Annotated in this window: 22 protein-coding genes and 1 pseudogene; 7 read left to right on the forward strand and 16 right to left on the reverse strand. The window is 69.5% G+C overall.

Annotated features, from left to right (window positions below):
- Window positions 1-8: 8 nt before the first annotated feature.
- Entirely contained in the window at window positions 9-731 is a 723-nt protein-coding gene (locus G6N49_RS13145; protein ID WP_011559439.1) for a fasciclin domain-containing protein, read from the forward strand.
- A 49-nt stretch (window positions 732-780) separates the two neighbouring features.
- Window positions 781-1374, forward strand: coding sequence for a fasciclin domain-containing protein (locus G6N49_RS13150; protein ID WP_011559438.1), 594 nt, complete (start codon window positions 781-783; stop codon window positions 1372-1374).
- A 54-nt stretch (window positions 1375-1428) separates the two neighbouring features.
- Here the strand turns inward: G6N49_RS13150 and puuE are convergent, their stop codons facing one another.
- The gene (gene puuE, locus G6N49_RS13155; protein WP_011559437.1) at window positions 1429-2343 is read right to left on the reverse strand and encodes an allantoinase PuuE; all 915 of its coding nucleotides are present in this window, start codon (window positions 2341-2343) and stop codon (window positions 1429-1431) included.
- Between the two features lie 107 nt (window positions 2344-2450).
- On the opposite strand from puuE, the gene G6N49_RS13160 reads away from it, so the two are divergent.
- Both G6N49_RS13160 and G6N49_RS13165 read left to right on the forward strand, forming a co-directional pair.
- Complete coding sequence (locus tag G6N49_RS13160) at window positions 2451-3788, forward strand: cryptochrome/photolyase family protein (protein ID WP_011559436.1); 1338 nt, start codon at window positions 2451-2453, stop codon at window positions 3786-3788.
- Window positions 3789-3859: 71 nt separating this feature from the next.
- Window positions 3860-4114, forward strand: a complete 255-nt coding sequence (locus G6N49_RS13165) for a DUF2631 domain-containing protein (RefSeq protein ID WP_041309589.1) — start codon at window positions 3860-3862, stop codon at window positions 4112-4114.
- On the opposite strand, the gene G6N49_RS13170 is transcribed toward G6N49_RS13165, so the two are convergent.
- The 3 genes from G6N49_RS13170 to G6N49_RS13180 form a co-directional block, all read right to left on the reverse strand.
- Window positions 4111-4677, reverse strand: a complete 567-nt coding sequence (locus G6N49_RS13170; RefSeq protein WP_011559434.1) for a hypothetical protein — start codon at window positions 4675-4677, stop codon at window positions 4111-4113. The two genes, G6N49_RS13165 and G6N49_RS13170, sit on opposite strands and share 4 nt — an antisense overlap.
- Before the next feature lie 70 nt (window positions 4678-4747).
- On the reverse strand, window positions 4748-6103 hold the full coding sequence (locus tag G6N49_RS13175) for an FAD-binding oxidoreductase (protein ID WP_011559433.1): 1356 nt from the start codon (window positions 6101-6103) through the stop codon (window positions 4748-4750).
- The gene (locus G6N49_RS13180; protein ID WP_041310114.1) at window positions 6100-7536 is read right to left on the reverse strand and encodes a WS/DGAT/MGAT family O-acyltransferase; all 1437 of its coding nucleotides are present in this window, start codon (window positions 7534-7536) and stop codon (window positions 6100-6102) included. The genes G6N49_RS13175 and G6N49_RS13180 overlap by 4 nt, the downstream gene beginning before the upstream one ends.
- 167 nt (window positions 7537-7703) lie before the next feature.
- Between G6N49_RS13180 and G6N49_RS13185 the strand changes: the two genes are divergently transcribed.
- Window positions 7704-8399, forward strand: a complete 696-nt coding sequence (locus G6N49_RS13185) for a DUF427 domain-containing protein (RefSeq protein ID WP_011855377.1) — start codon at window positions 7704-7706, stop codon at window positions 8397-8399.
- Here G6N49_RS13185 and G6N49_RS13190 read toward each other — a convergent pair.
- Window positions 8383-9304, reverse strand: a pseudogene (locus G6N49_RS13190) (LLM class F420-dependent oxidoreductase). The gene G6N49_RS13185 and the pseudogene G6N49_RS13190 overlap by 17 nt on opposite strands.
- A 118-nt stretch (window positions 9305-9422) precedes the next feature.
- On the opposite strand from G6N49_RS13190, the gene G6N49_RS13195 reads away from it, so the two are divergent.
- Entirely contained in the window at window positions 9423-10364 is a 942-nt protein-coding gene (locus G6N49_RS13195; protein WP_083044606.1) for an LLM class flavin-dependent oxidoreductase, read from the forward strand.
- A 2-nt stretch (window positions 10365-10366) separates the two neighbouring features.
- Here G6N49_RS13195 and G6N49_RS13200 read toward each other — a convergent pair whose 3' ends face one another.
- Entirely contained in the window at window positions 10367-11554 is a 1188-nt protein-coding gene (locus tag G6N49_RS13200; RefSeq protein ID WP_011855374.1) for an acyl-CoA dehydrogenase family protein, read from the reverse strand.
- A gap of 82 nt (window positions 11555-11636) precedes the next feature.
- Between G6N49_RS13200 and G6N49_RS13205 the strand changes: the two genes are divergently transcribed.
- The gene (locus tag G6N49_RS13205; protein WP_011855373.1) at window positions 11637-12119 is read left to right on the forward strand and encodes an SRPBCC family protein; all 483 of its coding nucleotides are present in this window, start codon (window positions 11637-11639) and stop codon (window positions 12117-12119) included.
- Between the two features lie 7 nt (window positions 12120-12126).
- Here G6N49_RS13205 and G6N49_RS13210 read toward each other — a convergent pair whose 3' ends face one another.
- The 10 genes from G6N49_RS13210 to G6N49_RS13255 all read right to left on the reverse strand — a co-directional run bounded on the left by G6N49_RS13210 (window position 12127) and on the right by G6N49_RS13255 (window position 21697).
- Window positions 12127-13059 (reverse strand): alpha/beta hydrolase, encoded by a 933-nt coding sequence (locus tag G6N49_RS13210; protein WP_011855372.1) that lies wholly within the window; start codon window positions 13057-13059, stop codon window positions 12127-12129.
- 10 nt (window positions 13060-13069) lie between these two features.
- Window positions 13070-14170: a phosphotransferase family protein gene (locus tag G6N49_RS13215; RefSeq protein WP_083044623.1), complete on the reverse strand. Its 1101-nt coding sequence runs from the start codon at window positions 14168-14170 to the stop codon at window positions 13070-13072.
- Between the two features lie 5 nt (window positions 14171-14175).
- Window positions 14176-15309: an Rv3169 family protein gene (locus tag G6N49_RS13220; RefSeq protein ID WP_083044607.1), complete on the reverse strand. Its 1134-nt coding sequence runs from the start codon at window positions 15307-15309 to the stop codon at window positions 14176-14178.
- 3 nt (window positions 15310-15312) lie between these two features.
- Entirely contained in the window at window positions 15313-15666 is a 354-nt protein-coding gene (locus tag G6N49_RS13225; protein WP_235679517.1) for a hypothetical protein, read from the reverse strand.
- A 73-nt stretch (window positions 15667-15739) separates the two neighbouring features.
- The gene (locus G6N49_RS13230) at window positions 15740-17269 is read right to left on the reverse strand and encodes a flavin-containing monooxygenase (protein ID WP_011855369.1); all 1530 of its coding nucleotides are present in this window, start codon (window positions 17267-17269) and stop codon (window positions 15740-15742) included.
- Window positions 17266-17988, reverse strand: coding sequence for an SDR family NAD(P)-dependent oxidoreductase (locus tag G6N49_RS13235; protein ID WP_011855368.1), 723 nt, complete (start codon window positions 17986-17988; stop codon window positions 17266-17268). The genes G6N49_RS13230 and G6N49_RS13235 overlap by 4 nt, the downstream gene beginning before the upstream one ends.
- Window positions 17985-18776, reverse strand: coding sequence for an HpcH/HpaI aldolase family protein (locus G6N49_RS13240; protein ID WP_011559421.1), 792 nt, complete (start codon window positions 18774-18776; stop codon window positions 17985-17987). The genes G6N49_RS13235 and G6N49_RS13240 overlap by 4 nt, the downstream gene beginning before the upstream one ends.
- Window positions 18773-19738, reverse strand: a complete 966-nt coding sequence (locus G6N49_RS13245; RefSeq protein WP_011855367.1) for a zinc-binding dehydrogenase — start codon at window positions 19736-19738, stop codon at window positions 18773-18775. Before G6N49_RS13245 ends, G6N49_RS13240 begins: the two co-directional genes overlap by 4 nt.
- Before the next feature lies 1 nt (window position 19739).
- Complete coding sequence (locus tag G6N49_RS13250; protein ID WP_011855366.1) at window positions 19740-20972, reverse strand: cytochrome P450; 1233 nt, start codon at window positions 20970-20972, stop codon at window positions 19740-19742.
- 20 nt (window positions 20973-20992) lie between these two features.
- Window positions 20993-21697 carry a hypothetical protein gene (locus tag G6N49_RS13255; protein WP_011855365.1) on the reverse strand — a complete coding sequence of 235 codons (705 nt, stop codon included), beginning with the start codon at window positions 21695-21697 and terminating at the stop codon, window positions 20993-20995.
- Window positions 21698-21739: the final 42 nt, after the last annotated feature.

A 21739-nucleotide genomic window follows, 5' to 3' on the forward strand; every position in this document is an offset into this window, starting at 1 on the left:
CAGTGTCGATGAAGACGACGTCGAGCAAGACAACGTTGGTGAGCAGCACCCGGCCGCACGCACGCCGTAGGACGATGGCCGCCGCCGGCCTGAGCGCCCTGGCGATCCTCGGCGTCGCGGCCTGTTCGAGCGAAGAGGCCGGGAGCAACGCCTCCTCGGCGACGAGCGCGGCCTCGTCGGCCGTCGAATCCGCCACCTCGTCGGCGCCGACGTCGAGTGCGGCCGCCGACCCCGCCGCGAACCTGGTCGGTTCGGGCTGCGCGGCCTACGCCGAGCAGGTGCCCAGCGGACCGGGTTCGGTCGCCGGGATGGCCCAGGAGCCCGTGACGGTGGCGGCGTCGAACAACCCGATGCTCAAGACGCTGTCGCAGGCGCTGTCCGGTCAGCTGAACCCGAACGTGAACCTGGTCGCCACCCTCGACGGCGGTGAGTTCACCGTCTTCGCCCCCACCGACGACGCGTTCGCCAAGCTCGACCCCGCCACCATCGAGACGCTGAAGACGGATTCGGACCTGCTCACCAGCATCCTGACCTACCACGTCGTGCCGGGTCAGGCCGCTCCCGATCAGGTGCCCGGCGACCACAAGACCGTTCAGGGCGCCAACGTCACCGTCACCGGCGAGGGCGAGGCCATCAAGGTCAACGAGGCCGGCCTGGTCTGCGGCGGTGTGCAGACCGCCAACGCCACGGTCTACATGATCGACACCGTGCTGATGCCGCCGGCGAACTGACTCATCCCACCCACCAAACCCATCCCGTAGAACACAAGGAGTCACACAGATGAACATCAACATCAATCGAGTACTGGGCGCAGGCTTCGCGGCGGTCGCCGCCGCAGGGTTGTCGCTCGGCGTCGCCGCCACCGCCCAGGCGCAGCCGGCGACCGGACTGGTCGGCCCCGGTTGCACCGCCTACGCCCAGCAGGTGCCGCAGGGTCCGGGCTCGGTCGCGGGCATGGCGATGGATCCGGTCGCGACGGCCGCGTCCAACAACCCGCTGCTGACCACCCTCACCAAAGCTGTTTCAGGCCAACTGAATCCGCAGGTGAACCTGGTCGAGACCCTCAACGGGGGCGAGTTCACGGTGTTCGCGCCCACCGATGAGGCGTTCGCGAAGATCGATCCCGCCACCATCGAGCGGCTCAAGACCGATGCGCCGCTGCTGACCAGCATCCTCACCTACCACGTGGTGCCGGGACAGGCCGGTCCGGACGCGGTCGTCGGCACGCACAAGACGGTGCAGGGTGCGGACGTCAACGTCACCCACGGTGCGGAGTTGAAGGTCAACGACGCCTCCGTGGTGTGCGGTGGGGTGAAGACCGCCAACGCCACCGTGTACCTCATCGACACGGTGTTGATGCCGCCCGCCAACTGACGGCGATGACCGAGGGGCAGCCCGTCCGTACCGGATGGGCTGCTCTTTCGGCTGTCAGCGGGCCGGGAAGTGCTCGGCCCAGTGCCGCGCGATGTCGACCCGCCGGGTGATCCACACCTTGTCGTGCGCCTGGACGTGGTTGAGGAAGCGTTCCAGCGCCGCGGTGCGGGCCGGCCGCCCCGCCAGCCGGCAGTGCAGCCCCACAGACAGCATCTTCGGGCTCCCGGCCACCCCCTCGGCGTAGAGCACGTCGAAGGCGTCGCGTAGATGCGTGAAGAACTCTGTGCCGCTGGGGAATCCGCCCGCAACGGCGAACCGCATGTCGTTGGTGTCCAGCGCGTAGGGCACCACCAGGTGGTCACGCCCGCCCACCGCGGTCCAGTACGGCAGATCATCGGCGTACGAATCGGAGTCGTAGAGGAAGCCGCCGTGTTCGACCACCAGGCGGCGGGTCTGCGGTGAGTCACGACCGGTGTACCAGCCCAGCGGTGCGCTGCCGGTCAGTTCGGTCAGCAGCGCCACCGCCTCGGCCATGTGCGCCCGCTCGACGTCCGGTTCGACGAGTTGGTAGCTGATCCAGCGCAGCCCGTGGCAGGCGATCTCGTCACCGCGCTCGGTGAACGCGGCCACCGCCTCGGGGTTGCGGGCCAGTGCCAGCGCCACCCCGAACACCGTCAGGGGTAGCCCGCGGCGCTCGAAGACCCGCAGCACCCGCCACAGCCCGGCCCGGGAACCGTACTCGTACAGCGACTCGATGCTCATGTGCCGGTTCGGAAACGGTTGCGCGCCACTGATCTCCGACAGGAACGTCTCCGAGGCCGGATCACCGTCCAGTACGGAGTTCTCCGCACCCTCCTCGTAGTTGAGCACGAACTGCACCGCGATGCGGGCGTCGCCGGGCCACTGCGGATGAGGGGGACGGGGTCCGTAACCCACCATGTCGCGCGGGTAATGGGCGCCGGCAACCATGACAGGGATTGTTGCAGGCGCTGCGCGGGCGCGCCCGGTGCGGACCGGTCATGGTTCCGTCATCACGGCGGGGTTTCCCACCCCGGGCATCGGGGCAGAAGCAAGTCATGCCCACGCTGTTGTGGTTCCGCCGCGATCTGCGCCTGCACGATCTGCCCGCGCTGGTCGATGCGGCCCAGGGCGACGGTCAGGTGCTCGCCTGCTATGTGCTGGATCCGAGACTGCACAGGTCGGCGGGCCCGCGGCGGCTGCAGTACCTGCACGACGCCCTGCGGGATCTGCGCGACCAGCTCGACGGCCGGCTGCTGGTGACCCGCGGCCGCCCGGAGCAGCGGATCCCGGCGCTGGCGAAGAGCATCGACGCGTCGGCGGTGTACGTCTCCGGCGACTTCACCCCGTTCGGACGGCGACGCGATGACGCCGTCCGGAAAGCTCTGGGCGAGGTTCCCCTCCAACCGTCCGGTTCGCCCTATCTGGTGTCGCCGGGCCGGGTCACCAAGGGCGACGGGACGCCGTACAAGGTGTTCAGCCCGTTCTTCGACGCCTGGCGCAGACACGGTTGGCGCGCGCCGGCACAGAGCGGGCCGGATTCGGCGACGTGGATCGACCCGGCGGATCTGACGGGCCGCGATCTGCGGACCGAGATCCCCGACGACGGCGCCACCCTGGACATCCCCGCGGGTGAGCGCGCCGCGGCGCAGCACTGGCGGGCGTTCGTCGCCGACGAACTCGACGGTTACGCCGACAACCGCAACCGCCCGGACCTCGACGTCACCAGCCGGATGTCGGCGCACCTGAAGTTCGGGACCATCCATCCCCGCACGATGGTCGACGACCTCGGGCGGGGCAAAGGCGCCCAGGCGTATCTGCGGGAACTGGCGTTCCGCGACTTCTACGCGGCGGTGCTCCACGAGTGGCCCCGCAGCGTGTGGTGGAACTGGAACACCGGGTTCGACGGCATCCGCGTCGACGAGGGTGCGGTGGCCGAGCAGCGCTTCGACGCGTGGAAGCGCGGGCGCACCGGGTTCCCGATCGTCGACGCCGGGATGCGTCAACTCGCCGGGATCGGCTGGATGCACAACCGGGTCCGGATGATCGTGGCCTCGTTCCTGGTCAAGGACCTGCACCTGCCGTGGCAGTGGGGGGCGCGCTGGTTCCTCGAGCAGCTGGTCGACGGCGATATGGCCAACAACCAGCACGGGTGGCAGTGGACCGCGGGGTGCGGCACCGACGCCGCACCGTTCTTCCGGGTGTTCAACCCCTCGACGCAGGGCGCGAAGTTCGATCCGGACGGCACGTACGTGCGGCGGTGGGTGCCCGAACTGAAGGGGGTGGCCGACGTGCACAAGATGGGTGACGATCGCCCGGCGGACTACCCCGCACCCATCGTCGACCATGCGGCCGAACGGGCCGAGGCGCTGCGCCGCTACGCCGAGATCTCCTAGGGCACTCCGGTTACGACGCAGCGTCGTATGCCAGAATGACCGCATCGCGTTTCGACTGTGAGGAGCACTCTGTGGCCAACACCGAGGTGGAACGACACACCGGCGTCGACGTCGAGGACGTGCCGTCCGCGCAGTGGGGCTGGAGCAAGGAGAACCCGCGGGTCATCCACATCTCACTGCTGCTGGGTGCCGCGTTCCTGCTGCTGATGCTCCGCGGCAACCATGTGGGCCGCGTCGAGGACGCCTTTCTCATCGGGTTCGCCGCGGTGCTGGTCGGCTGGGTCGCCCGCGACTGGTGGATGCGCAGGCGCGGCTGGACGCGCTAGCGTCTGACCAGGTCGGAGTCGACCGGGCGGTAACCGCCGCACACCAGCGACTCGCATGCCTCCACCGGGATCTCCCGGCAGTCCGCGGCCAGCAGCGCGTGTCGTTTGAAGGTCCGCGCCGCCGCGCTCAGCCGGTACCGGACGGGTTCGGCCCGTCCCCCCAGCAGTTCGGGCCGCCGCCCGCCCCACAGCACCACCTCGGTGTGCCCTGACGTCAGCACGCCGCGCACCGCGGCGCGGACATCCGCGTCGGATTCGGCCAGATTCGCCGACACCGCCAACCCGGCCGTGTGCTCGTCGTCGGTTCGGCGGGCCCCGGGTTCGAGTCGGTGGCCCTGTACGCCCAGCACCTGCAGCGGCCGCAGGTCGTCCGCGTCGAGCAGCCACGCGTTGACCCGCCAACCCGCCAACGCCCGGTCGAACATCCAGCCGCCCGCATACCTCACCAGATCGGCGGCATCGGTGCCCAGCACGTCGAGCCGGTACTCCAGATGTGGCCCCGGTGCGCTCGCCGTGCGGGCCGCACCGTTCGGGTCGTCGAGCGGAAGGGACTGGGTCACCACGGGCAACTCCGTTCACCGTCGGATGATTGCCCCAGCGTGACACTATCGAGCGGATCTGTAAAGTCTCGATTCAGTCGCCGAACAACACCGCGGGGTTGAGATAACCGGCCGGGTCGAGTGCGCTCTTGATCGCGCGCATTGTCGCGATGTCGGTCGTGGTGCGCGACATCGTGAGGTAGTCGCGCTTACGGGTGCCCACCCCGTGTTCGGAACTGACGTTGCCGCCCCGGTCGTCGATCAGCACCATCATCGCCGCGTACAGATCGCGTTCGGCCTCCGGTGTGCAGCGCAGGACGTTCAGGTGCAGGTTCCCCTCGCCGACGTGGCCGAACAGCACGGGCACGGCGTCCGTTGCATGCCGGCGCACCAGCGCCGCGGATTCCTCGGCGAACGCGCCGATCTGCGAAAGCGGAAGCGACACATCGAATTTCAACGGTGGCCCGAACAGGCCGACGACGTCGGCGACCACCTCGCGGACCTGCCAGAGCCGGCCGGCCGCGGCGGCGTCGACCCCCACCGCCGGCTCACCGCACAGCGGGGCGTCGGCCAGGGCGTCGGCCAGCACGTCGGTGGGATCGACATCGGCGGCCAATTCCACCAGCAGGAGCCAGTCACCCTCCACCGGCACCGGGGTGTCGAGGTGTTCGGCGGCCAGCGCGGCGGCGCGCGCGTCGATGAGTTCGAGCGCGGCGATACCCGACACATCGCGGAACATCCGGCCGGCGCGGGTCAGCGCGTCGAGGTCGGAGAACCCGCACAGTGCGGTGATGCGGTGCCGCGCAGGGGGATGCAGCCGCAGATCCACCGCCGTGATGACGCCGAGGGTGCCCTCGGCGCCGACGATGAGCGCGGCGAGGTCGTACCCGGTGTTGTCACGCCGAACATCGCTGTGCCGCACGAGCACCGAACCGTCCGGCAGCACGACCTCCAGTCCCAGCACCTGTTCGCCCATGTTGCCGTAGCGCACGGTGCGCAGCCCGCCCGCGTTGGTGGAGGCCATGCCGCCGATCGTCGCGGTGTCCCGCGCCGCGAGGTCCACGCCGAACACCAGACCCGCGGCGGCCGCCGCCCGTTGCACCGCCGCCAGCGTCGCACCCGCGCCCGCACGCATCCGCCGTTCGGTGGTGTCGACCTCCCCCAGGCGGGTCAACCGCTCGGTGGACAGCAGCACGTCGTCGTGTTCGGGGACTGTGCCCGCCACCAGCGACGTGCGACCGCCCTGCACCGTCACACAACGGCCGGCCGCACGGCAGGCAGTCAGCACCGCGGCCACTTCGTCGGTCGAGCCGGGCCGCACCAGCAGCGACCCGGTGCCGCGATAGCGGCCGGTGTAGTCGACGCAGCGGCCGGCCAGGACGTCGGGGTCCGCGCTGACATGGGCGGCCCCGACCAGATCGGCCAACCGGACGCGGAGGTCCTCCGTCATGACCGCGCGGCGGCGGCCAGCGGCAGCGCGGCGGGCACATCGGTCAGCGGTGCGGTGATGCCCGCGGCGGTGCGGATCTCGGCGAAGGACCGCACCATCGCATCGGTCGCCTCGTGCGGGTCGTCGAGGGTCTGATCGTCGGTGAGCACGGAGATGCTCAACTGGTCGACGTAGCTCCACACCGTGATGTTCATGCCGCTGCCCACGACCAACGGCCCGACCGAGTAGATCTCGTCGACGGACGCGCCGGCGACCAGTCCGAGTTCGCGCGGGCCCGGCACGTTGGAGATGGTGAGGTTCATGATCATGCTCGAGTCGCGCCGCCGCGCCTGGTGCCGGAAGACCGGGGGGACCAGGCGGGGCGGGAGGTAGTTCAGCCACGACGCGATGAGGGTCGGGCCGAGGAGGTGGTGGTTCTCCTTGGCGATCCGGGTCGACACCGACGTCAGCCGCACCCGCTCGAGCGGATCGTCGACGTGCACCGGCAGTGACGGTGTCATATAGGAGAACTCGTTGCCGGACAACCGATCCGGCGAGGTGTTGAACGCGATCGGCACACCCGCGATCAGCGGCGCATCGGCATGTCCGTCGTAGCGCAGCAGCAGTTCGCGCAGTGCGCCGGATGCGGTGGCCAGCACGATGTCGTTGAGCGTGACGCCGAGGGTGCGGGCCAGGTGCTTGGCGTCGGCGAGCGCCAACGGCGCGGTGGCGAACCGGCGGGCCGGGGTGACGACGTGGTTGAGGAAGCTGCGCGGCGGTGCGAAGTTGCGGGCCAGATCGGGATTGGTGTCGCGCTCCCTGCCCTTGCGGTACACCTGGGACACGCCCGCCGCGGTGTCCCGTACCAGTGCGGGCAGTCGGCCGATCTGGCGGAGGTGGTCCTCCCCCGCGGCGCGCAGCAGCCGTCTCGACGTGTGGCCGGGGTGCGGGCCCGGATCCCCGTCGTCGACCTGCGGCCCCCGCGGCGAGATGGCCTGTGACATCTGGTTCGCCGACGCCACCCCGTCGGCCAGCACGTGGTGCACCTTGTGCACGATCGCGACGCGGTCGCCCACCAACCCTTCGACGACGTACATCTCCCACAGCGGTTTCGACCGGTCCAGTGGCGTGCTGGCGATCCGGCCGATCAGCTCGTCGAGTTCGCGGCGCCCGCCCGGGGCGGCGATCTCGAGATGGCGCAGGTGGTAGTCGAGGTCGATGGTCTGGTTCTCGACCCACATCGGATGGTGCAGGCGGCCGGGGATCTCGACAAGTTGCTGCCGCAGCGGGCGCAGCGCCTGCAGCCGCGGCGCCGCGACGCTGCGCACGAGCTCCCGGCTGTATCCGCCGGACACCCCGGACACGTCGAGGATGCCCACCTTCAGCGTGTGCATGTGGATCTCGGGCGTCTCGCTGTACAGCATCAACGCGTCGACGCCGTTGAGTCGTTTCACCGTCACCCCGTTCGTCGCCGTCACTGTCACTGTGCCCAACCCGCGAGAATCCCACACACTGTGTCACGTCGGCCGCCGCGCTGCCGCCGACTCGACCTGCCCGGGCGCGGTGCGACGATCGCGCGGTAGTTTGGCGGTCCACCGGACGACCGCCCGAGGAGCCCGCGATGACACTCACCGCCGGACACGGTCCGCTCAGCGCCGACCCCGCCGGATGGTTCACGCCGGCCCTGCCCGACGGCACGGTGTACGCCGAACCGCACCCCCGGCGCGTCGTGGCGGTGGCGGCGGGCCGCACGGTGATCGACACCGAGGACGTGGTCATGGTGCACCGGCGCGGGCATCCGCTCAGCTACGCGTTCCGGCCCGAGGCCGTCGGCGGTCTGCCGTACACGCCCGCGCCCGAGGCGCCCGGATACGGTTACGTGCCGTGGGATTCGGTGGACACGTGGTTCGAGGAGGGTCGCGAACTGGTCCACTACCCCCCGAACCCGTACCACCGGGTGGACTGCCGGCCGACCGATCGCCGTCTGCGGGTCAGCGTCGCCGGCACGGTGTTGGTGGACACCGCCGACACGGTCGTGGTGTTCGAGACCGCGCTGTCGCCGGTGCTCTACGTCGATCCGAGACACGTCCGCGTCGATCTGCTCCGCCCGAGCAACACCGCCAGTTACTGCAACTACAAGGGCTGGGCGACGTACTGGTCGGCGGCGATCGACGGCGCAGACGGTGCGGTGGTGGATGACGTCGCCTGGTCCTACGACCAGCAGTTCGACGAAACCCGTTCCATCGCAGGGTTCTTCAGCTTCGACCCGGTCCGCGCGGAGGTGTCTGCCGCACTGCCGTTCAGCGCTGCGCGATGACCCGCCTGCCGAACTCCTCGATCGTCTCGCACGCGTGGGCCAGGCTGTCGCCGGGGACGGTGACCTGGATCCACGTGACGCCGAGCCGTTCGAGCGCGGCCACCCCCTCGAGGTAGCGGTCGGGGTCGAAGTCGGCGCCGCCCGGATCTCCGCCGCCGAGGTTGGTGAACGTGACGTCGACCGTGGCCGGATCGCGGCCAGCGGCGTCGCACCGCCGGCGCAGATCGTCGATCGCCTCGCCGAGCCGCTCCACCGAGTCGAGGGCGGCGGTGCGCGCGGTCTGCGCCAGCACCGCGGGCGCCGGGAACGGACACCAGCCGTCGCCGAACGCCACGGCGCGGGCGCGCGCCGCGGCGGTGTTGCCGCCGATCCAGATCGGGGGGTGCGGTGTGCTGACCGGCCGGGGATGGGCGGTGATGCCTTTGGCGGTGAAATGGCGGCCCTCGAACGAGACCTCGTCGGACGTCCACACGGCCCGGATCACCGACAGCGCCTCGGTGAACAGGTCGGCGCGTTCGTCGAAGTCGACGCCGAGCGCGGCGAACTCCCGTTTGAGGTAGCCGACGCCGACGGCGAGGGTGAATCGCCCGCCGGACAACAGGTCCAGCGTCGCACCGGATTTCGCCACCCACGAACGGGTTGCGGTACGGCAGCACCACGATGTTCGGGATCAGCCGCAGGGTGCTGGTGCGGGCCGCGGCGTAACCCATCGCGACGAACGGGTCGAGCGCGTCGTGACCGCCGGCGTCGAGCCAGCGCTGGGTGGGCGCCGGGTGGTCGGTGAACCCGAAACCGGCGAACCCGGCAGCCTCCGCCGCCACCGCGACCGCGGCCACCCCGTCACCGGTCACCAACTCGGGGTTGTACGGATGGGTGTGCATCGGGTGGGTGATGGTGAAGTGCATGCTCATCTGAGATCGCGCTCCTCGCTCCTGGGGCAGGTCGCCGCCGGACGTTGTGCCGGCCCGGTCATGAGAATACGATTCTCCGCGACGGCGAAGCCTACTTTCGCCGGGTGGGAGGGTGCCGGTCGTGTCGGATCTGGACATCGGTGTCTACGTGCCGCAGATCGGGTTCACCTATGCGGAGATGCTGCACCGCGCGACGCGCTGTGAGGCCCTCGGCATCGGATCGCTGTGGCTGTACGACCACCTCTACGGGCCCGGGGCGCCGGACTACCCGTCATTGGAGGCATGGACGCTGGCGACCGCGCTGCTCGCGCGTACCGAGCGGCTGCGGGTGGGACACATGGTGCTGTGCAACCAGTTCCGGCACCCCGCCCTGCTCGCCAAGATGGCCACGACACTCGACCACATCTCGGCGGGCCGGTTCCAGTTCGGTATCGGCAGCGGGTCGATCGAGGACGAACACCGCAGGGCGGGCCTGGAATGGGGCACGTTCGCTGAACGGTCCGAGCGACTCGCCGAGACGCTGGAGATCGTCACGCAGGCGTTCGAGGCGGGACGAATCGATCTGCAGGGCAGGCATTTCCGGGTGTCCGACATGCCGATCACGCCGAGCCCGACCGGCGGCACCCGGCCGCCGATCGTCGTAGGCGGGGTGGGCGAGAAGTACACGCTGCCGTTGGTGGCCCGCTACGCCGACGTGTGGAACGTGCCGACCTACGCACTCGGCGAACTGCGGCACAAGGCCGACGTGTTGCGCGCGATGTGCGCCGACCTCGGCCGCGACCCCGACACCATCGTGATGTCCGTCGAGGCGGTCATGGCGCTCGCCCCGGACGACGCGTCGCTTCCCGAAGTGCGCCGGGTGGCCGAGAAACGGTTCGGTGGGCCGGGATTCGGCCTGCACGACGGCGGTCTGATCGGCACCGCGCCGGCGATCGTCGACCGGCTTCACGAACTCGCGGACATCGGCTTCCGCCAGGTGGTGCTGTTCACCCACGACCGCGCTTCCGACCGGACGCTCGACCTACTCGCCGAACAGGTGATCGCGCGGCTGTGACCTCAGCGCGGCGCCGAGTAGTGGGGCCGTCCGAGGCCGAGCGCATGCTGGGCGATCATGTTGCGGAACACCTCGAGCGTGCCGCCGTAGATGCCGGTGGGCCCCGCGAGCCGGAAGACGTATTCGGCTCCCCCACCGGCCGCGGCCCCCGCCGCGTCCACCGGTAACGCGCCGGCCGCCCCGAGGATGTCCATCAGATCCGGCGACACGTCCCGCATGGTCTGGGCGATCGCGACCCGACCGAACATCTCGGGGGTGCTCATGGCCGCCTCCATGCGGGCGATCCCGCGGCCCAACCGGTAGGCCACGGAGGTGTCGTCGAGGGGTCGGCGGCCCGCCGCGTCCGGGGTGGCGAGCGCCGCCGCGATCGCGTCCACCGCATCGGCCATCAACGTGATGTGTTCGGTCATCACCGCGATCTTCTGCAGGCCCTCGGCGTCGCGTTCCACCGTGCCGTGTTCGACGTCGAGGGCGCCGCGTAGCACGGACCATCCGGCGTTGACGTCGCCGACGCGGTAGCGGTCGCTGATCCGGACATCGCTGTAGTAGGTGATGTTCGTCCGGTCGCCGTCGACGGTGCGCAGCGGCTGGATCTCCACCCCCGGGGAGTCGAGCGGAACCAGGAACATGGTGAGGCTCTTGTGTTTCGGCGCGGCCGGGTCGGTGTTGGTGATCAGGAAGACGTAGTGCGCGTTGTGTGCGTTGGAGGTGAACATCTTGGAGCCGTTGATGATCCACGTCGATCCGTCCGCCTCCCGCACCGCCCTGGTCTTGCAGGTCGCCACATCGGATCCGCCTTCGGGTTCGGTGTAGCCCAGACACAACCGCAACCGGCCGGACAGCACGCCGGGCAGCACCTCGTCGGCCAACTCCGACGAGGCGAACCGTTCGACCGTGTGCGCGACCATCGCGGTGGTCCCCCAGTGGAACCAGGGGGTGTGCGCCCGGCCGATCTCCAGTTCCCAGATGCGCCTGCGCACCGCCGAGAACCCGCCGTCGGCCTCGCTGCGGTAGTCGGCGGCGAGGTACCCGGCCTCGCCCAGGGCCAGGTGCACGCCCTCGTCGAAGTTCTCACCGGTCTCCCGGTCGCGTGCCAGCACCTCGTCGGTCACCACGGTGCTCAGGAACTCCCGGAGCTCGCGCTGGAAGGCGCGGTCCTCCCCGGACAGTTCGACAACGGAGAAGTCCATCCCCGAAGCGTGACATTCCGACGACCATCTGTAAAGGTAAAGGCACCGCGCCGGTGTGGGCGCCGCACAGGAGGACACGCTGTTGGGCATCGTCACCACCACTTCGGACACCGCCTACACCCATGCGCCAGAGGTGATCTACGACTTCGTCACCAATCCCGCGAACTGGACGAAGACCTATCCCGGCAGCAGCTACGTCGGCCGGCTGGAGAACCTGCCCCTGCAGGTGGGCGACACCTGGGAGGAAGGCGGACCCGACAGCGACCGGATCTTCACCTGGCAGCTCGCGATGGCCGTACGCCCGCGCCGGTGGGTGTTCACCTCGGTGGGGCGCCTCGGGCACGATCGTGACGGCAACGGCGGTATGGACGGCCGGATCACCGTCGAATACGAATTCACCCGGCCGGGTGCCGACATCACGCTGTTCCGCCGGACGATGACGATCGAGGCGCCCAAAGACGCTCCGATGCCCGACGGGTTCTTCCGTATCGTCAACCCCGCCAACATCGATCGGTACCACGCCGCGGTCGCCCGGGAACTCGACGCGCTGCGCGTCACCGCCTGACCGCCGCTCACTGGTGGAGGGCCCGCCGCAGTGCGGTGCCCTGCAGGTCGAACAGTTGTCTGCTGATCTCCCAGTCCGGCAGCAGCGAATCGAACCCGTGGCAGGTACCCGGATACAGGTGGAGTTCGGTCGCCACCCCGGCGCCGACCAGTCGCCGCGCATAGTCCAGCGCTTCGTCACGCAGCGGGTCGAGTTCCGAGCAGCTGACGAACGCCGGCGGCAGCCCGGTGAGATCGGCCCTGCGCGCGGGTGCGATCCCGGCGGGCTCGGTCCCGGGCGGAAGGTAGTGCCGCCACATCTGCTCGACGGCGGGACCGTCGAAGCCTGCAGTGGTGGCGAACTCCCGCTGCGACGGTGTGGGCCGGTCGTCGAGCACCGGCTGGTGCAGCAGCTGGAACACCACGGGCGGTGCGGTGCCCGCCGCCGACGCCTGCGCCAGCAGCGCGGCCAGCGCTCCCCCGGCGCTGCTGCCGGCGACCGCGACCCGTGACGGATCCACCTGGAGCTCGACGGCGTTGGCCACCACCCAGCGCAGCCCCGTCAGCGCATCGTCGACTGCGGCGGGGTACCGGTGCTCGGGCGCGAGCCGGTAGTCGACCGAGACCACGGTGCACGCCGCGCGGCGCGCGAACTCGACACACTGGCGGTGATCGGTGTCCAGGTTGCCCAGCACGAAGGCGCCGGAATGGCAGTACACCACCGCCGGGGCCGGTGACGGGCCGCCGCGGTAGATCCGGACGCCGATCGAGGCATGCCCGAATCGAGCTGTGCGGTCGTCGATCTCGACACCGGTGGTGTCCACCGTCGCCGCCGCCTCGGCGCGCCGACCGTCGAGTGATTGCCGCACCGCGGGCAGCGTCTCCGCGGACAGGTCGGTACGGGCGGCGGCGAAGCGCAGCAGGGCGGGGTCCAGGCGAGCCGCGACGTCGGACACTGTCACGCCGCCGACCTCAGGGCACCGTGGGTTCGAGTGACGTGACCTCGGCGAGCCGTTCGGGCCGGATGTCCACGGGTCCGGCCTCGATCTGCTCGGTGACGCCCAGGTCCGCCAGCCCGACCTGGGTCAGCAGGTTCGCGCCGGCGGCGGCCAGGACGAGCTTCATGTCGTCGGAGCGACCCTCGTCGAACAGCATCGCACCGATGAGGCAGATGACCGCCATCTTGTATGCATTGAAGGCGCGGTACCAGGGTCGATTCTCGACGGTGATGCCGCTGACCGCCTCGTAGTGCGCGATGAAATCGTCGATGCTCAAGGCGTTTTCGTGGCTGGTGAGGCCGACCGGCTGCATGCACAGCAGTTCCATCCAGCCGATGTCGGTGAGCGGGTCGCCGACAGTGGTCATCTCCCAGTCGAAGACCGCGCTGACCTCGTCGCCGACGAACGCGAAGTTCCCCGGTTTGGCGTCGCCGTGCACCAGGGTCACCCGGGGCGACGGTGCCGGCACGGTGTCCCGGAGGGTCTGCAGGAGCCGCTCGAGTGCGGGCAGGGGTCCGCGCTGCACCCGGTGCATCTCACCGGCCCAGTGCTCGATCTCGCGCTCGAGGTGCGTTGCCGGGTCGTCCAACTCACGCAGGCCGGTGGCGTCGAGGTCCACCGAGTGGATGGCCGCGAGTTGTTCGGCGAGGCTTTCGCACATCCGGCGGATCCGCGCGGGCGTGACGACGTCGCCCTGGGGTACGTCCATCTCGTACACCGTCCCCGCGACTCGCTCCATGATGAGGAAGGGTCGGCCGAGGACCTCACCGGACGCGTCGAGCCACATGACCCGCGGGACGCGAACAGCGGTGTCGGCCAGCGCCTTCAGGATCCGGTACTGCCTCGGCAGATCGTAGGGTTCGAGCAGCGCAGGCGGCGTCGGCCGCAACCGCAGGACCGCGTCGTGGCGTTCCTCGTCGGCGCCTCGCCGGACGACGATGGTCAGCACCATCATCTCCGCCGAGTGTCCGAAGGTGACGCGGTCGAGGCCCTCGACCACCACGTCGTCGGCGCCGGGAAGCCGGCTGTGCAGCCATCCTCGGAGCCGTTCGGCGACCCCGCCGTCGTCGTGCATCATCGTCAACTCCCCTGTTCGGCGTCGGCAGGCAGCCGGTCAACCGGTGTCTTGTCCTGGGTGAACGACGACATGTCCATCGGCGCCCAGTTGGGATAGCGTGCGTAGGCCCTACCGCCCATGAGGATCTCGAAGACGCCCCACCCGGTGCGCCCGTCGAAGTCGAACCGCATCAGCTGGTCGATCGCCATGGCCTTGTCCTCGGTCTCGACGAGTTCGTCGCGATCGGTGGAATCCCATCGGTAGTGGATGAAATACGCACCGTCCCCGAGATCCTCGTGTCGGCACTTGGCCATGGGCAGACCGTAGTAGGCGTTCACGTGCTGGTTCGGCGATTCGGCCGATACGCGGTAGGTCTCGCCGTCCTCGTCGGTGAACACCAGGTTCGCGCGGGCCGGCCGTTTGCGGTCGTCGTCGAATTCCACGTCGTGGTCGATCGACACGAAACGCTTCGACAGCGTCCCGTCGTTGTGCACGATCCCACCGTCGACGTAGGAGACCCCGCCGTCAGAGGTTTCCAGGATCCATGCCTCGATGGCCCGGTCCTCGAATCCCGCGTCCAGCCAGAGCCAGAAGTCGATCTCGTCCGCCACGCGCACCCCGAACGTCCGGTCGCGGCCGCCGTGAAAACCGTCGACCGAGATTCGTTCGCCGTCGATGTCGACCCAACCGGTCCAGGTGCCTGGCTCCTTCATGTGGTACATGTCGGCGATCACCCGGCCGTCCGCGTTGTGCACCTTCATCGGCAGCATCTCCCATATCGGGGCGGTCGGCTCGTAGTACAGCTCCCAGCTGATCCCCGAATCATTCGGCGCCACCTCGAGTTTCCACTTCTTCAGCGGCTCGACGCAGGTCCAGCGCATCGGGCCGGCTCCGACGTCGGAGCGCTCACCGCCGCCGACCGGCCGGCCCGCCATCAGGTCGTAGTGCCTGCCGTCGGCCAGCGTCACCTTGACGTAGCCGAGTCCGGACCGGGTGTTCGGGTTGTTGCCGTAGCCCGACGCCAGCAGCATCGAACCGTCCGGCGATGCCGCGAAGAAGTAGCAGCGGTCCGACCAGGTGGAGTCGGGATGGTGCACCTCGTCGAAGGGCCGGGGCAGTTGGTGGGTGAACGATTCGTCGGCCGCCGAGTAACCCATGGCTCAATGTCCTTTCTGCGGGCGGCCTCGGTGCGGGCCCGCGCCGGACAGTGCGTACGCCGCGGCGGCCCCGAACACCGACGCGGTGACCGCTGTGGTGATCCGGGACTGCCGGTCCAGGGCGGGTGACCGAACGCCCGTGGCGACCTCGACCGCCGTCAGGCCGATCACGGCGCCCAACGCAGACCGGGCGCCACCGCCGCTGAGCAGGATCGCGCCGATGGCTGCTTCACGCATGGCGTACATCTGGGTGAGGTGGTTGCGCTCGGCAGCACCCGCACCCGAGTTCCGCGTGTTGCTCAGCCGCTGCGGCGCCACCGTTCCGGCGGCGCCGACGATCAGCATGAGCGCACCCATGACACCTTGGATGCGGCGTGAGGTGGGGGGACTGGGGATCCGGCTCATCGGTGGTGACTCCTCGTGTGGTCGGTCATCGGTCGGCCATCGTGTGGGTGTGCACGGCGATGGCCGGGACGCGTGCGGGTGGGTCGAAGGTGTAGTCGCGGGGGCGGAATCGCCGTGTCATCAGCCAGAATGCGCGGGCGCTGCGTGGCCACTGGGTGACCACCCGGCCGTTGGCGGCCCGGAAGTAGTTGCTGCACCGGGTCGTCCACACCGTGCCCGTCATCCACGTGTCGATCTTCTCGATGTAATCGACCATGGTCTGGGGCCGCACGGCGACGTACGACCGCCGGCGGCGGCGCATGTGGGCGAGTGCGCGCACGATGTAGTGGGCCTGAGCCTCGAGGATGAAGATCACGCTGTTGGATCCGACGTTCGTGTTCGGCCCGTAGAGCATGAAGAAGTTCGGGAAGCCCGGGACCGCCATCCCGAGATAGGCGTAGGCGCCGTCGCGCCATCTGTCCCGCAGCGTGCCGTCCTCGCCGGTGACCTCGATCTGGCCGAGGTAGTCGGCCGCGGCGTAGCCGGTGGCGCACAGCACCACGTCGACGTCCAGCTCGGTGCCGTCGTCGGTCACCAGGGACCGCTGCCGGAGCGTCCGGGCCGCGCTGGAGACCACCTCGACGTGTGGTCGGGTCAGCGTCTGCAGGTAATCGGTGGCGAACACCAATCGCTTGCAGCCCAACGGGTGTGTGGGCGTCAGCTTGCGCCGCAACTCCTCGTCCGGCACCGTCGCCTCCAGGACGCGGGTGGCGATGCCCTTGAACTCCTGGGTCTTGTCGCTGCCGTTCTCGATGACGGAGATGTTGCGTTCGCTGCGCAGCCACAGCCTGGTCCGGTACACCCGTTTGGCCAGCGGGATGTGGGCGAAGAGCCATTTCTCGCGCTCGGTGTACGGGCGGTCGGGTTTGGGCAGGATCCAGGTCGGTGAGCGCTGCACCGAATACACCTTCGACGCGACCTTGGCGACCTCCGGAAGGAGTTGCGCCGCAGTGGACCCCGTACCGAGTACGGCCACCCGCGCCCCCGTCAGATCCACCGAATGGTCCCACCGGGCGGTGTGCATCACCACGCCGGTGAAGGGTTCCTCCTCCACCAGATCCGGCATCACCGGCCGGGTGAACATGCCCACCGCGGAGACCACCACGTCGAACCGGTGCGACTCGCCCGCGGCGGTGCGCAGCTCCCAGTTCCGGGAGTCGGCGTCCCAGCGGGCCGAGACGATCTCGGTCCGCAGTCGCAGGTGGTTGTCGAGTCGGTGACGGCGGGCGCAGGTCTCGAAGTAGTCGAGGATCTCCGGTTGCGCCGACCACAACCGCGACCAGTTCGCGTTGAGGTCGAACGAGTACGAGTACAGATGGGATTTCACGTCGCACGCCAGGCCCGGGTAGGTGTTCACGCGCCAGGTGCCGCCGACGCCGTCCTCGCGGTCGAAGATCGTGAAATCGTCGAAACCGGCCTTCTCGAGGAAGATCCCGAGGGCCAGCCCGCCTGGGCCGGCGCCGATGATTCCGACAGACGGCGATTTCGTCACCGCAGATTTCCTCAAGGCTCTCATCCGATCTGCAGGGTTTGGCCGCCGTCGACGACCAGTTCGGATCCGGTGATGAACGACGCCTGGTCCGACAGCAGGAACGCGACGGCGTCGGCGATCTCGACCGGTTTGCCGATCCGGCCGAGTACCGCCCTGGCCGCCAGGCGGGTCTGGGTGTCCGGGTCGAGCATCGGTGTCTCGACGGGTCCGGGGAACACGGCGTTGACCCGGATGCCGTCGACCGCGAGCTCGGCGGCGGTGACCTGGGTCAGCCCGCGCAGCGCCCATTTGGCCGACCCGTAGGCGGCGTGGTGCGGGAACGGCCGTATCGCGCCTGTGCTGCACGTGTTGACGATCGCCGCGCCGTCGGCGGCCTTCAGGTGCTCCAGCACGGCCTGGATGCCCAGGAACGGGCCCAGACAGTTCACCCGCCAGCTGTTCTCGAAGGCGGCCGGGGTCTCGTCGGCGATCGGCGCGCGGTGCAGCACACCGGCGTTGTTGACCAGCGCGGTGAGCGCACCGAACCGCTCGACGGTGTCCGCGACGGCGGCTGCCCACTGCTGCGCCGAGGTGACGTCCAACTCGATCGCCAGCACGTCGTCACCGAGATCGGCGACGGCGGTGCGCAGTTCGTCGATCAGCACATCGCAGGCCGCCACGCGGTACCCGTCGGCGTGCAGGCGCGCCACGATCGCGGCGCCCTGTCCGCGCGCCGCGCCGGTGACCAGCGCGACCCGGTTCACCGGTATCCCCCGGCGGACTCCGGTGGCCGGGCTTCGACGGCTCTCGCCTCGGCGAGGTGGTCGGTCGCACCGCGTCGCAGCGCCTGGGATTCCGAGGCGAGGGTGATCATCCGGAAGCCCATGTGGGCGGCGGTGTTTCCGACCGCACCGTTACCGGCGTGCACACCGGCCACCAGACCTGCGCCGGTCGCGGCGGTGACCACGTGCGACATCGCGTCGCGCACCTCCGGCGTGCGCCACGCCGACGTCGGGTCGTAGCCCATCGAGATCGCCAGATCGGCGGGCCCGACGTACAGACCGCTCAGGCCGGGTACGGCGCAGACGTCGGCGAGCGCCGAAACCCCCTGCGCGGTCTCGATCATCGCGAACACACTCACCCTGCTCTCGAGGTCGGCCGGGTGGTGCCCCAGACTCGGCCGCAGGGGTCCGAAACTGCGCACCCCGGCCGGCGGGTACCGGGTGGCGGCGACCGCTGCCGCCGCCTCGTCTGCGGACTCGACCATGGCGATGACCACCGCATCGGCGCCGGCGTCGAGTACCCGGCCGATCGGCGCGGCGTCCGCGGTGGGCAACCGCACGACGGTGGCGATCGGCACGTGCTCGAGGCGGCGCAGCATCGAGGCCGCATCCGCGTCGTCGAGATAGCCGTGCTGACAGTCGATGCCGACGTAGTCGTAGCCGGCGGTGGCGAACGCCTCGGGTCCGATCGCGGTCGGGCCGACGACCCAGCCGCCGAACACCGGCCCGCCCGTGTCGAGGGCGTCCGCAAGCCTGCTGCGGGCGGTCATCGGGTGATCGCGATCTTGACGCGGCCGGGTGTCGGACGGCATGCCAGTTCGAACGCCGCCTGTACGTCGTCGACGTCGAAGGTGTGGGTGACGTAGGCGGGCAGCAGGTCGGGGTGTGCGCGGGCGAACTCGTCGGCTGCCGCGAGCATCCGGCGGCGTTCCAGCGTCACACCGGATTTGAGGGTGAGGTTGTTGCGCAGCATCAACCGCATGCTGATCGGATAGGCGTCGTCGTCGGCGACTCCGAAATAGAACACGGTTCCGCCGAACGCGACCGCTTCGATCGCGTGGTTGAGGGTGGCCACCTGATGGCCGACGGCTTCGATCACCACGTCGGGCCGGTCGGTGCCCAGATGGCTGACCCACCGGTCGCTGGTCGCACGGACGACGGTGTCGACGCCGAACGCGGGTCCCACCGCGGTGCGGTCGACGGGGTCGACACCGGTGACGTGCTGCGCCCCTGCCGCTTTCGCGAGGTAGGAGAACAGCAGCCCGATCGAACCCTGGCCGATGACCGCGACGTGGTGGCCGCGGAGGTCGGGGAGCTGTTCGACAGCGTACAGCACGCACGCCAGCGGTTGCAGTGCGACGGCGTGGTGCGGCGGCAGCGCGGGATCGTATGCGGCCAGCCCGTCGCCGTCGGCCACGACGAACTCCATCAGGCCGTCGAAACCCGATGCCCACCCGACCACCAGGTCACCGCGGCGATGTGCGGGGTGGCGGCTTCCGGCCACCTCCCCCACGACTTCGTGGATCGGGAAGCCGTTCATCTCCGCGGCGCTGACCCCGGTGTCCGACGGCAGCCGCCCCTTGGCGCCGCGGAAGCCCGGTAGATCACTTCCGCAGATCCCCGCCGACAGGAACCGCAGCAGTACCTGCCCGTCGCGCAGTCCTTCGACGGACGGCGCGGGCAGCTCGAGTTTCTCGAAGGTGTACGGCGCCACCAAGCGATACGCCCACACGTCAGACGCCCTCCACCTGGACCTCCACCGGGACACTGTTCCAGCCCCACTGGAAGCTCGACGGGGGCCGTGACGCGCGTTCGGCGTCCACGGTGAATTCCGGCACGCGCCTGAGCCATTCGGTCACCATGATGCCGATCTCGAGACGGGCCAGGTGCACCCCGAGGCAGAAGTGCTGCCCGCGCCCGAACGCCAGCAGGCGTTCGATGCGCCGGTCCCAGACGAACTCGTCGGGATCGGGGTACTCCCGCTCGTCGCGGTTGGCCGACGCCAGCAGCGTGATGATGCGCTGACCGGGTTCGATGGTGGTGCCGTGGATCGTGAACGGCCTGCGCACGGTGCGCGCGAACCACTGCGCGGGTGCGCAGTAGCGGATCATCTCCTCGCGCGCCATCGGCACATGGGCCGCCGGATCGGCGCGCACCTGCGCCAGCTGCTCGGGGCGACGGAAGAGTTCCCACAGCCCGTGCGCCACGATCTTCGGCACCGTCTCCGTTCCGCCGATGAAGACACCGAGCATCTGCACGGCCGCCTCGGTGTCGGTCAGCGGGGTCCCGTCGGGTTTGCGGTAGTCGAGCAGCGAGTCGACGATCGGCATGTCGTCGCCGCGGCGTTCGGCGCGCCGACGCGCGACGAGCGGGGTCAGGTACTCGAGATAGCCGGGCCGGGCATTGGCGACCTCGACGCCGCTGCCGGGCTGGGCGAGGCTGCCGGCGTTGACGGTGGCCAGTACGTCGGCGGCGAGTTCGGTTGGCAGCCCGATCAGTTCGCACACCATGGATGCGGCGACGATGCCGCCGTAATCGGCGGTGAGGTCGAACCGTCCCTTCGGCAGCAGTTCGTCGAGCCGTTCGTTGGCCAGTTCCCGGATCCGGTCGGCCAGCCGGCTCACCGACCTCGGCCGGAACGGACCGGAGGTGCACCGTCGCACGTCGGTGTAGACGGGCGCGTCGTAGTTGGCGTGGAACGGCATCGGCGACAGGGGCGGATCCGGCACGGGGCCGGTGTTGTGGGTGGCCAGCACGGCGGTCGACGGCAGGGTGCCCTCCGAGGCGACGAACGTCCCGTCGTTGACCTCGAGGACCTGCCAGATGTCCTCGAACCGCGAGAGGGCGTAGGTGTCCCACTTGTCCACGTAGTAGAGCGGGTGTTCGTCGCGCAGGGTGCGGTAGAACGGCAGCGGGTCGGCCATCACGGCGGCATCGAATGGATCGTACGAGAACTGTTGCGTCACTGGGCTCTTCCGGGCGTCGTTCACTGGAGCGGGGACGGCGGTAGAGCCTGCAGGATCGAGTCCTCCCAGCCGTCGCGCAACGCCGGGGCGACACTCATCCAGGTGACGATCTCCGCAGGCGGGGTGTCTTTCCACGACGGGTAGTGCTCGGCGAAACAGTCCCACTCCCCGTCGAGGGCCCAGTAGTGGATGACCTCGTTGAACCGGAACGTGGTGATGAACGATCCAAGCCAGCGTTTGCCGGTGCGCTCCGACCACGGCACGTAGAGGCGTTCCAGTTCGCGGATGTAATCGTCCTGACGACCGGGTTTGGTCTGCATGATCTCCTGGATCACCAGTCCCGCACCGAAACCGGCGTCCTGGAGTTCGGCGAGGGTGCGGTTGCTGCGGCCGGCGTACATGATCCGCCCTTCGCCCGAGGCGCCCATCTCCGCCAGGAACCGCGACCACTCCGCGGCGGCCTCGGCGTGGGTGCCGCCCGCCCGCTGCGCCTTACCGATGCGGGCGTAGTCGGCGAAGGCGTCGATTTCCCAGATGACGGTGACCGCGGGCCAGTGCCCGTTGTAGGGCGTGCTTTCCCAGATCGCGAACAACCGGGCACCGAGGTCCGCCATCATCGGGTGGTAGACGGCGGAGAACGCCGGGAGGAACGTTTCACTTCGCCCCGACCCCAACGAGATCGTCTCGTGGAGATAGAGCAGTGTGTGGCTGTAGTACTTCTTCATGGCGCGCCAACGCCGCAGGTGGTTGACAGTGGCACCTAGGGA

The sequence above is a fragment of the Mycolicibacterium monacense genome, from assembly GCF_010731575.1.
GTDB classification, from domain to species: domain Bacteria; phylum Actinomycetota; class Actinomycetes; order Mycobacteriales; family Mycobacteriaceae; genus Mycobacterium; species Mycobacterium monacense.

Excerpts from the sequence above, each read along its gene's own strand:
- G6N49_RS13145 (WP_011559439.1), top strand. The coding sequence starts at position 9 with ATGAAGACGACGTCGAGCAAGACAACGTTGGTGAGCAGCACCCGGCCG.
- G6N49_RS13160 (WP_011559436.1), top strand. The coding sequence starts at position 2,451 with ATGCCCACGCTGTTGTGGTTCCGCCGCGATCTGCGCCTGCACGATCTG.
- G6N49_RS13220 (WP_083044607.1), bottom strand. The coding sequence starts at position 15,309 with ATGGGTTACTCGGCGGCCGACGAATCGTTCACCCACCAACTGCCCCGG.
- G6N49_RS13215 (WP_083044623.1), bottom strand. The coding sequence starts at position 14,170 with ATGCACGACGACGGCGGGGTCGCCGAACGGCTCCGAGGATGGCTGCAC.
- G6N49_RS13200 (WP_011855374.1), bottom strand. The coding sequence starts at position 11,554 with ATGGACTTCTCCGTTGTCGAACTGTCCGGGGAGGACCGCGCCTTCCAG.
- G6N49_RS13255 (WP_011855365.1), bottom strand. The coding sequence starts at position 21,697 with ATGAAGAAGTACTACAGCCACACACTGCTCTATCTCCACGAGACGATC.
- G6N49_RS13175 (WP_011559433.1), bottom strand. The coding sequence starts at position 6,103 with ATGACGGAGGACCTCCGCGTCCGGTTGGCCGATCTGGTCGGGGCCGCC.
- G6N49_RS13240 (WP_011559421.1), bottom strand. The coding sequence starts at position 18,776 with ATGACCGCCCGCAGCAGGCTTGCGGACGCCCTCGACACGGGCGGGCCG.
- G6N49_RS13185 (WP_011855377.1), top strand. The coding sequence starts at position 7,704 with ATGACACTCACCGCCGGACACGGTCCGCTCAGCGCCGACCCCGCCGGA.
- G6N49_RS13150 (WP_011559438.1), top strand. The coding sequence starts at position 781 with ATGAACATCAACATCAATCGAGTACTGGGCGCAGGCTTCGCGGCGGTC.
- G6N49_RS13230 (WP_011855369.1), bottom strand. The coding sequence starts at position 17,269 with ATGAGAGCCTTGAGGAAATCTGCGGTGACGAAATCGCCGTCTGTCGGA.
- G6N49_RS13225 (WP_235679517.1), bottom strand. The coding sequence starts at position 15,666 with ATGGGTGCGCTCATGCTGATCGTCGGCGCCGCCGGAACGGTGGCGCCG.
- puuE (WP_011559437.1), bottom strand. The coding sequence starts at position 2,343 with ATGGTTGCCGGCGCCCATTACCCGCGCGACATGGTGGGTTACGGACCC.